Here is a 10,611-nt window from a genome sequence, read left to right on the forward strand (position 1 = left end):
GCTGTTCTCAGCCCGCCGCTGCGATCAATTCGCGGGTATAGTCGGTCTGGGCGTTTTCGAACAAATCCTCTGCCGCGCCCATTTCGACCACATCGCCGTTTCGCATGACGATCACGTTGTGCGACATGGCACGGACCACTTTCAGGTCATGGCTGATGAACAGATAGGCCAGCCCGTATTTCTGTTGCAGATTGCGAAGCAGATCGACGATCTGAACCTGAACGGTCATATCCAGCGCACTGGTCGGCTCGTCCAGAACCAGCAGTTTGGGACGCAGAACCATCGCGCGCGCAATGGCGATGCGCTGACGCTGACCGCCAGAAAACTCGTGCGGGTATCGATCCATCGTCGCCGGATCAAGCCCCACTTCGGTCATCACCTCGGCCACAAGTTCGCGTGGCGCGCGGTCCGGGTCGACTTTGTGAATGGCCAGACCTTCCGCAATGATCTGCTGGCAGGTCATCCGCGGGCTGAGGCTGCCAAACGGGTCCTGAAACACGATCTGCATGTCCTTGCGCAACCGGCGCAGTTCCCGCGTGGACCATTTGCGCACGTCCTGATCGCGAAAGGTGATGCCACCCTCGGACGCGATCAGCCGCATCATGGCCAGCGCCAGCGTGGTCTTGCCTGACCCGCTTTCGCCAACAATCCCCAACGTCTCACCCGCGCGCACGCTAAGGGTCGCGTCGTTCACCGCTTTCACATATCCGACCGTTCGCTTCAGAAACCCGCGCTGGATCGGAAACCAGACCTTAAGGTGGTCGGTGCGTGCGACCTCTTCCGCATCTGAGGCAACGGGTTCAGGCCGACCCGACGGCTCCGCCGCCAGAAGTTTGCGGGTATAGGGGTGCTGCGGGTTTTCGAATATCTCGGCCGTCACGCCGGTTTCGACAATCTCGCCGTCTTTCATCACACAGACCCGGTCGGCGATGCGGCGCACGATGCCCAGATCATGGGTGATAAACAGCATCCCCATGTTTTCCGATTTCTGCAATTCAGCCAGCAGTTCGAGGATCTGCGCCTGAATGGTCACATCCAGAGCCGTTGTCGGCTCATCCGCGATCAGGATGTCCGGTTTGTTGGCAAGGGCCATTGCGATCATCACCCGTTGCCGCTGACCGCCCGACAACTGATGCGGATAGCTGTCCAGCCGGTCTTGAGGATCGCGGATACCGACCTTGGTCAGCAACTCGACAATCCTGTCCCGCGCCACATCGCCCGCCACACCCTGATGCAGGGCCAGCGATTCAGCCATCTGTTTCTGGATCGTGTGCAACGGGTTCAGCGAGGTCATCGGCTCCTGAAAGATAAAGCTGATGTCGTTGCCCCGCACATCCATCAGACGCTGTTCCGAGGCGCCAATCATCTCTTGCCCGTCATAGGTGACCGAGCCGTCGACCAACGCGCTGTCGCCCAGCAGGGAAACGGTCGATAACGCCGTCACGGATTTTCCTGATCCGGATTCGCCCACCAGCGCGACGGTTTCACCCCGGTCCACAGTGAAGGACACGCCTTTGACCGCCGCGTTGACCTGCCCATCCTGACGGAACGAGACCTTGAGGTTTTTCACATCCAGCAAGCTCATGAGAAGGTCTTTCTGGGATCAAACGCATCGCGAACGCCTTCGAAGATGAAGACCAGCAGCGACAGCATAATGGCAAAGGTGAAGAAGGCGGTGAAGGCCAGCCACGGGGCCTGAAGGTTCTGCTTGGCCTGCAAGGTCAGCTCTCCCAGCGAGGGGGCCGAGGACGGCAGACCAAAGCCCAGATAATCCAGCGAAGCCAGCCCGCCGATGGTTCCGGTGACGATGAACGGCATGAAGGTCAGCGTGGCCACCATCGCATTGGGCAGCATATGACGGAACATGATCGTCATGTTGCCAACACCCAGCGCCCGCGCGGCGCGCACATATTCAAGGTTCCGCGCCCGCAGGAACTCGGCGCGCACCACGCCAACCAGCCCGGTCCAACTGAACAGGATCATCAGCGCGACCAGCAACCAGAAACTTCGCCCCAGCACCGCAAACATGATGATGATGACGTAAAGCGACGGGGTTGCGGACCAGATTTCGATGATCCGCTGAAAGATCAGGTCCAGCCACCCACCAAAGAACCCTTGTATGGCCCCGGCGAAAATCCCGATCAGGCTTGCCGCGCCCGTCACAAGCAGCGTGAACAGGATCGACAAACGAAAGCCGTAAATCACGCGGGCCAGCACGTCGCGCTTGGTATCATCGGTACCCAGCAGATTCTGGCCGTTGGGCGGCAGGGGCGCCGCGCCGGGGCGGTCCACCGAGGTATTGAAGGAATAGGGGATCAACGGCCAGAGCGACCAGCCGCGTTCAAAACCCTCAGCCTGGAACGTTCCGGCGTCGATCTGTTCGATGATGCCTTCGGGATCATCGAAACAGTCTTCCAATCCACCGCTGTCGATCAGGCACTGAACTTCGGGGTCTCGATAGATCGCTTCGGTCTGGAAATCGCCGCCAAATTCGGTTTCGGCGTAGAAGTTGAAGATCGGCGTAAAGTACTCTCCCCGATATTTCACAAGGATGGGTTTGTCGTTGGCGATAAACTCGGCAAAGAGCGACAGGCCAAACAGGATCGAGAAGATGATCAGCGACCAGAAGGCCCGTCTGTTGCGGCGGAAGTTGCTCCAGCGGCGCTGGTTCAGCGGGGACAAAGCCATTTACCCCTCCCGCTTTTCGAAATCGATGCGCGGGTCGACCAGCACATACATCAGGTCGCTGATGATGCCGACGACCAGCCCCATCAGACCGAAGATGAACAGCGTGCCGAAGATCACCGGATAATCGCGCGCAACGGCAGCCTCGAACCCTAATCGGCCCAGACCATCCAGCGAAAAGATCGTCTCGATAATGATCGACCCCCCGAAGAACACACCGATGAACACGGCCGGGAACCCTGCGATCACGATCAGCATCGCGTTTCGGAAGACATGATTATAGAGCACCTTGCGCTCGCTCAACCCTTTGGCGCGGGCAGTCATGACGTACTGTTTCTTGATCTCGTCCAGAAACGAGTTCTTGGTCAGCAAGGTCAGCGTCGCAAAGGCCGAGATCGTCAACGCAATCGTCGGCAGCGCTATGTGCCAGAAATAATCCGTGATCTTGCCAAAGAAACTCAGGCTGTCCCAATTGTCCGACGTCAGACCGCGCAGCGGGAAGATTTGCCAATATGATCCGCCAGCGAAGAGCACCAGCAGCAGGATCGCAAACAAAAAGCCCGGAATGGCATAGGCCACAATAATCGCCCCGCTTGTCCAGGTATCGAATTGCGATCCATCCTTGACCGCCTTTCGAATACCCAGCGGGATCGAGACCAGATAGGCAATCAGGGTCGACCACAGCCCCAGCGAGATCGAGACCGGCATCTTTTCAAGCACCAGATCGATCACGCTGATCGAGCGGAAATAACTCTCGCCAAAATCAAACGTCAGATAGTTGCCCATCATATTCAGGAACCGTTCCAGCGGGGGCTTGTCGAAGCCGAATTCTTTTTCCAGCTCGGCAATAAACTCGGGCGGAAGGCCGCGTGCGCCGACATATTTGTCGTCGAAGACACCGCCCGCCGGTTCGGAACCCGCTCCGGCGTCGCCCCCCCCGGCAAACCCGGCGAATACGTCACCTTGACCTTCGATTTGCGCGATGATCTGTTCGACCGGCCCACCAGGTACGAACTGGACCAGCGTGAAGTTGACGATCATGATACCCAGAAGAGTCGGAATGATCAGCAATAAGCGTCTTAGAATATAGGCGCCCATGTTATCGCAGCGCGCCTTTCGCTTTCAACGCAGCCTGTTTTTCCGGATTGATCCACCACAAATCCAGATAACCCAGCGAATAGGGCGGCAGGTTTTCCGGGTATTCGTACATATCGTAATATGCTGTCCAGTATTCTGCGATGTACCCCACGGGGATTACGAAAAACTCGTACCTCAAGGCGCGATCCAAAGCCATTAACGCCGTGTCCTGATCGGCCTGATTGTCAGTTTCAAAGGACGCCTCGATGATCGCGTCGACCAAGGGGCTGGCCAGACCTGCCGGATTGAACAGGCTAAAAGCCGCTTCTTCCGATCCGTACATCTGGCTCAGACCGCCCCCGGTAGACAAAAACGACCCGTAGCGCGTGGAATAGACCATGTCATAATCCCGCTCGCGGCTGCGCAACGTGTATTGCGCCGGGTCAACTTTCTCGGTCGAGGCATCCACACCGATGGATTGCAGGTTTTGGACATAGGTTTCGATCATCGTTGCGGTCGAGGTCGGCAGGTTTGAAGGATATGGAATATTCACCTTCAAAGTCTGCCCTTCGGTATTGCGGCGAATATTGCCTTCGCCGACGGACCAGCCTGCCTCGTCCAATAACCTGGCAGCTTTGCGCAGGTTTTGTCGGTCATTCAGGCGTGCAGGGTTTGATTCGTGCGCCACTACAGCGGGTTCCGTCAGGACATCTTCGGGAACGACGCCGCCCAACGCCTGCAGGAACGCCAGCTCAGCCCCTTCGGGCAGGCCTTGCGCCTCGATCGGGGTTCCTTGCGTGAAAGAATTCCGCGGCGTGTTCAGGCCGAACAACAATGACTCGTTCGTCCATTCGAAATTGAAGGCCAAGGCCAGGGCCTTGCGGACATTCTTGTCGGCGAATTGCGGTTTCCCAAGGTTGAAGACAAAGCCCGAAGGTGTCGGCGGGCTGCCATCTGCGATCTCATCCCGAATAACGGTGCCTTCATCCAGCTTCGGGAAATCATACCCGGTCGCCCAAAGCTTGGGATCACTTTCAATCCGAAATGTATATTCACCCGCCTTGAAACCTTCGAACGCTGCCGTCTGATCGGCGAAATACTCGACCCGAATTGTATCGAAGTTGTTGCGTCCGACATTGAAAGGCAGGTCCTTGCCCCAATAATCGTCCCGGCGTTTGTAAACGATGCGGCGATTGATGTCGTAGCTGTCGAGCTTGTAGGGGCCAGAGCCCACCGCCACTTCCAGCCGTGGTTCATCCAGGCGCCGTGTCTCATCTGCCTCAAACCATGCTTTTGAGAAAACAGGAGTTGAGCCGACGGTTTCGATCAGGCTGCGGCGAGTGACTTCGGGATTGAATGTAAATTTTACGGTATGGTCATCCAACGCCTCGGCTCCTGTCACCATACGGCCAACGGCCTGCGCGTAAGATGGCAGGCCCTGTTCGATGAACAAACGGTGGCTGTAGACAACATCTTCCGCCGTGACAGGCGTGCCATCCCAAAAAGTTGCTTCGGGGCGCAAATGGAAAATGACGTAATTGCGCCCTTCGTCATATTCCAGACTTTCCGCAACTACGCCGTAATACTGCCCGACACTGTCTTCGGCACTTTCAAACAGACGGTCATATTGCAATGTGGTCAGCGCACCGGCACGCCCCTTTCGCGAATAGGGGTTGAGGGAATCGAACGTTCCCGAAGCTGCCAGCGAAAGCTCGCCGCCTTTGGGGGCGTCGGGATTCACATAATTCAGATGCGCATAGTCCGCCGGGTAATCCAGATTTCCGAAATACGAATACCCGTGGCTGCGGGTGACCCCCTCATCCAGCGCCTGGGCTGTATGCGGAGCAATCAGCGCGGCACAGAGCCCCAAAATGCCAACCCATGGCCTTACCTCGAGATCACGTGCAGCAGGCATCAGGGATTTCATGTGGCTCATCCTCTCGGTCATTGTCACCGTCAATGTCGTAACCGCTAGCTAAAGTGCCAGCACGTGCAGATTCAAGTTTAGAATGCGTGAGCACTTTGTGAAGGTTTCTTCAGACAAAAAAGCCGCTGCGTTGCGGCAGCGGCTTTGAATGGTTCTGATCGCTCAGGCAATCAGTTGCCGATTGTCTGCAGATAGGCAATCACGTCGGCGCGATCCTGCGGCTTTTTCAGGCCGGCAAAGCTCATCGAAGTGCCCGAGATATAATTGCCCGGCTTGGTCAGGAAGGCATCCAGCGCTTCGGGTGTCCAGTTGCCGCCATGCGCCTGCATACTGGCCGAGTACCCGGTGAAACCGTTGGCCGAGGCGACCGGGCGATTAACCACACCGTACAGGTAGGGGCCGGTGCCGTTTGCGCCGTCTTCCAGCTTGTGGCACGCGGTGCATTTGCGGAACACTTTTGCGCCGCTCTCGACGTCTGCGGCGGCCAGCAGGTCTTCGAAGACCACTTCTTCACCGTCGGCGCTTTCGCCCGAGCTTTCGGTTTCGATAATGTAGGCGGCCTCAGCCGAGCCATGGCCACCGGAAGAATAGAGGACATCTGCCCCCCACTTGGCCAGAAGCAGCACCAGGAATGTGCCGAACAGGCCTGCGGCGGCCTTGGTTACTGTCATCGTGTCGAACATTGATCGCGAGTCCATTTCAGCTGTCTGGGCAGCTGTCTAAGGCTTCCCCTTGCGAGAGGCAAGGTATAGACACCGCGACGAAACGACCAAATCGCGAACTTGTTGCATGGAATCGACCAAATGACCAATCGCATTGCCTTTCAGGGGGAACCCGGCGCCTACAGTCACGAGGCTTGCCGCAACGCTCGGCCAGATATGGAAGCCCTGCCCTGCCGCACTTTCGAGGATGTGATCGAATCGGTCCGCTCGGGTGCTGCGGATCTGGCAATGCTTCCGGTCGAGAACACGACCTATGGACGGGTGGCCGATATTCACCGGCTGTTACCTCACAGCGGGCTGCATATCATCGATGAGGCCTTTGTCCGTGTGCACATCAACCTTCTTGCCGTACCGGGTGCAAAACTGGAAGACATCACCGAGGCGCATTCGCATCTGGTACTGCTGCCGCAATGCGCGGGCTTTCTGAAGGAACACGGCATTCGCGGCCGCGTCAGCCCCGATAACGCCCGCGCCGCCCGCGAAGTGGCTGAGGAAGGCAATCCGCATTCAGCCGCGCTGGCCAGCGAGCTGGCCGCTGAGATCTATAACCTGAACGTTCTGGCCCGCCATATCGAGGATAATGACGACAACACGACCCGCTTTCTTGTCATGTCGCGCGAAACGGATTTGTCCCGCCGGGGCGATCATGGGATGATCACCAGCTTTGTGTTTCAGGTCCGCAACATCCCCGCCGCGCTTTACAAAGCGATGGGCGGGTTTGCCACCAATGGGATCAACATGACCAAGCTGGAAAGCTATATGGTCGACGGCTCCTTCACCGCGACGCAGTTTTACGCGGATATTGTCGGGCATCCCGAAGACCGCAACGTGCAGCTGGCCATGGACGAGCTTGAGCATTTCACGACCAATGTCGAGGTTCTGGGCGTCTATCCGGCAGCACATCCGCGCGGATAATCACGGTTCGCCATGGCATTCCTTTGAGCTTGTTTCGTTGTTGCCCATTTTTTCGAAGCTGTTTGCAATGCCGGTGGCCCCCCATGTCTCGTGCCGCTGCGCCTGGAATCGTCGCTCTCTAGCGGTTAATCCGGTAGACCTTTGACACAGACCCATCTTGTGTGCGGTACGTCCGGAAACCCATGGCTTCGTAATAGGCCAGACCTTCAGTATTGCCTGCGCCAATTGTTGCATCGATAGCAGGGAGACCGCGCGCAAGGGCCGCGTCCAGAGTGTGCGCGAAAAGTGCGCGCCCGATCCCAAGCAGGGCGGCTGATGGTCGGATATGGGTTCCAATCACGCCCCACCCCACTGACACGCCGTAGGGGTTGTTTTCGACCGCATCTTTCAGGGATTGGAACCCGAGCACGTGACCATTCGGGTCCGTGGCGATTGTACATCGTAATTGATCCGGGTGGCGAATATAGTGCCTTAGGGCAAAATCGACATCGTGGGCTTTGCGCCGCTTGCCAGCCAGGACCAGATCGTGAAGGACGCCAGCGACCCCTTCGGCATCGGTTTCGGATGCGGGTTTAAAACTCAGGTGGTCCGATCCCTTCACACCTGCAGTGCGATCTTGTGTCTTACCCGCCATGCAGGTGCCTCTGCTCCAACTCGCGTGCGAATTCGCTGAGACGCACCTGAAACCGCTTGCGAAACCTCGACTGCCCCAGCTTCATGGATTGCAACAGCAACCGTGCCGGCAGGGACTTGGCGGCCAGGGACATCTCGATGCTCAGGCGTGTCCGGCGCGGGGACAGGGCCAGAAAATCCACGGTCGTGAACCCGGTAATGCCCTTGCTGGCAGCGTCAAATCGCATTTGCGAAGGCCTGTCGAAATCAGTCATAACCACTGACATCTGACGCGGCTTTCCGCGCAGTTTGAACTCCGTATTCCACTCGGTTCCGGCAGTCACCGCTGCGCCACCGCCCAAACGGCGCACATCGATGCCGCGGCGCATTGCCATACGCTCGAACCGTTCGAAATCCGACACCATGTCGAATACCGATTGGATGGGGGCTTCGATATCTTCGCGCGCTGAAAACTGCATACTGACCTTTGCTGTCGTAATTACTGAGCCAATGTTTCCTCAGTCCAGAGTATCTGCAAGCCAGTTCTGAAGCAGAAAATGAGCGACTGCCCCCTTGCGCGCTGGCAATAGCCTAGGATGATCGCCTGCAAAGGCCTGCATCATTTCGGATTTGCTGACCCACATCGCCTCTTCTATTTCGACCGGATCGATCACGATGTCGCGTGACAACGCCTCACCTGCACACCCAAACATCAATGAGGCCGGAAACGGCCAGGGCTGGCTGGACAGGTACGAAACCGCACCCACCGGCACGCCCGCCTCTTCCATCACTTCGCGGCGCACTGCTGCCTCAAGCGTTTCGCCGGGCTCAACAAATCCCGCCAGCAAGGAGAACATCCCGTCAGGCCAGCCCGGAGACCGGCCCATCAGCACGCTGTCACCATGCGTGATCAACATGATCACAACCGGATCGGTGCGCGGAAAGTGCTGCCCGCCACAGGATGGGCAACTGCGCTGCCATCCCCCTTGCGACACCTCGCTGGCGGCACCGCATCGTGCGCAATAGCGATGTGTTTCATGCCAGCCGATTATTGCCTTAGACGTGGCCGCCAGTTCCGCGTCGCGTGCCGACAGCCGTGTCATGATCCGGCGCAGTTCGGCAAACACGTGGCCTTGCGGTAAATCCGGGTGTTGTTGTTCGGACTTGTCCACGAAGGCGCCCAGACTGGTCAGATCCAGCCCCTCGGCTGCCCATGCGGAAATATCAACGGCAAACACGGGGGCGCTGTCAGCGCTCAGACCCAAAAACACCGGGGATTCAATGACGCCACCGGGACCACTGCTGATCAGCGGATGCGTCATCGGGATCAAGGCAAGCTGGTCCAGCCCCTCACCCTGTACCAGCAGCTTTCCACGCCACAGCAAGACACAGCGGGCGGCCGGGTTGTGCATCGCCTCGGCCAGCTTGTCCGCATCTCCGCGATACTGCGCCGCCCGATCAAGGCCCGAACCCCCGAAGGTTACCTGCTCTGCGTTTTTCATTGGATTTCCTTTTGGTCTTGCGCACAGGGCTGCCACGTCTCGGCCCGTGTTGCAATGGCTATTCAGGGATAGAAAATCCACCTCCCTGCCGCTGAAAAGCCGCATGGTGGCCTCGGAAAAATCATTTAGAGTGAATTTTGATGGATTTAATCAATACCCACATTCAATAGCAGAATACTCAAAGTGAAGATCCCCTCCTCGACGCAGGTACAGCCCATTGGTGACATTGGGAAAATTCGCATTCTGGCCACAACCGACCTGCATATGAACCTGACCGGTTTTGACTATTACACCGACACGCCAGACCAGACGGTTGGATTGACGCGCACCGCCAGCCTGATCCGCGCTGCCCGGCAAGAGGCCGAACGCGCGCTGGTGCTGATGTTTGACAACGGGGATTCGTTGCAGGGAACCCCAATGAGCGATTGGGCCGCCAAAAGTGGCACTGCCCATCCGATGATGACGGCGTTCGAAGCCCTGGATTATGACGCGATCGGGCTGGGCAACCATGATTTCGGGTTCGGGCTGGCGACATTGGGCAACATCCTGACGCAAGCCCCCTGCCCAGTTATTTGTAGCAACCTGTATCGCACGCGCGGACCTCAGCCCTGGCAGCGGCACATCGTTTTGGACCGCACCGTGTCTTTGAACGGTGAAGACATTCCCGTTCGCATCGGCATCTTCTCGGTTCTTCCGCCGCAAACGGCCTGTTGGGAGGCGCATAATCTGGATGACGATATCGTCGTCGAGGATATCCTGCTTGCGGCTAAATCCCGGACGCAGACATTGCGCGACGAGGGTTGTGATATCATCGTGGCGCTTGCCCATTCCGGCCTTGGGGGCAGCGAGCCGGTAGCGGGGATGGAAAACGCCGTGATACCCTTGGCCGCGATCAAAGGCATCGATGCCGTTGTGGCCGGGCACACCCACCTGACACTTCCAGGAGAGAGCCACGCCAATACCCCGATGGTCGATCACCTGACGGGGCTGGTACATGGGACGCCCGTTGTCATGCCGGGATCAGCGGGCTCTTACCTGGGGGTTATCGATTTGGCCGTGACCGCCGGGCCGGACGGCAAAGTGCGAATCCGGGATAGCCGCGTCGAACTGCGCCCGGTTATCAGCAACGGCACAGCCGTCGGGGAAGACCGTGAAATTGCGGGTCTGTGTG

Annotated in this window: 10 protein-coding genes; 2 read left to right on the plus strand and 8 right to left on the minus strand. The window is 58.0% G+C overall.

The features are described from left to right. Positions 1–7: 7 nt before the first annotated feature. From AC2FNC_RS12625 to AC2FNC_RS12645, 5 genes are all read right to left on the minus strand, one after another. The gene (locus AC2FNC_RS12625; RefSeq protein WP_480474085.1) at positions 8–1,585 is read right to left on the minus strand and encodes an ABC transporter ATP-binding protein; all 1,578 of its coding nucleotides are present in this window, start codon (positions 1,583–1,585) and stop codon (positions 8–10) included. Further along, positions 1,582–2,688 (minus strand): ABC transporter permease, encoded by a 1,107-nt coding sequence (locus AC2FNC_RS12630; RefSeq protein WP_480520930.1) that lies wholly within the window; start codon positions 2,686–2,688, stop codon positions 1,582–1,584. The genes AC2FNC_RS12625 and AC2FNC_RS12630 overlap by 4 nt, the downstream gene beginning before the upstream one ends. Continuing rightward, entirely contained in the window at positions 2,689–3,783 is a 1,095-nt protein-coding gene (locus AC2FNC_RS12635) for a microcin C ABC transporter permease YejB (protein WP_480495962.1), read from the minus strand. Position 3,784: 1 nt separating this feature from the next. Beyond that, positions 3,785–5,689 carry an extracellular solute-binding protein gene (locus AC2FNC_RS12640; protein WP_480555825.1) on the minus strand — a complete coding sequence of 635 codons (1,905 nt, stop codon included), beginning with the start codon at positions 5,687–5,689 and terminating at the stop codon, positions 3,785–3,787. A 170-nt stretch (positions 5,690–5,859) separates the two neighbouring features. Then, a complete protein-coding gene (locus AC2FNC_RS12645) occupies positions 5,860–6,372 on the minus strand; it encodes a c-type cytochrome (protein WP_480555832.1) in 513 nt (170 codons plus the stop codon). Positions 6,373–6,492: 120 nt separating this feature from the next. Between AC2FNC_RS12645 and AC2FNC_RS12650 the strand changes: the two genes are divergently transcribed. Further along, entirely contained in the window at positions 6,493–7,326 is an 834-nt protein-coding gene (locus AC2FNC_RS12650) for a prephenate dehydratase (protein WP_480495966.1), read from the plus strand. Between the two features lie 118 nt (positions 7,327–7,444). On the opposite strand, the gene AC2FNC_RS12655 is transcribed toward AC2FNC_RS12650, so the two are convergent. The 3 genes from AC2FNC_RS12655 to nudC are packed head-to-tail and all read right to left on the minus strand — an operon-like array spanning position 7,445 to position 9,440. Then, the gene (locus tag AC2FNC_RS12655; protein WP_496715505.1) at positions 7,445–7,960 is read right to left on the minus strand and encodes a GNAT family N-acetyltransferase; all 516 of its coding nucleotides are present in this window, start codon (positions 7,958–7,960) and stop codon (positions 7,445–7,447) included. Beyond that, a complete protein-coding gene (locus tag AC2FNC_RS12660; protein ID WP_480520938.1) occupies positions 7,950–8,417 on the minus strand; it encodes an SRPBCC family protein in 468 nt (155 codons plus the stop codon). Before AC2FNC_RS12660 ends, AC2FNC_RS12655 begins: the two co-directional genes overlap by 11 nt. Positions 8,418–8,456: 39 nt before the next feature. Further along, on the minus strand, positions 8,457–9,440 hold the full coding sequence (gene nudC, locus AC2FNC_RS12665) for an NAD(+) diphosphatase (RefSeq protein ID WP_496715506.1): 984 nt from the start codon (positions 9,438–9,440) through the stop codon (positions 8,457–8,459). Between the two features lie 183 nt (positions 9,441–9,623). On the opposite strand from nudC, the gene AC2FNC_RS12670 reads away from it, so the two are divergent. Continuing rightward, positions 9,624–10,611: metallophosphoesterase (locus tag AC2FNC_RS12670; RefSeq protein WP_496715508.1), on the plus strand; the 988-nt coding region annotated here is incomplete at its 3' end.

The organism is Ruegeria sp. BHSA123 (assembly GCF_059613425.1).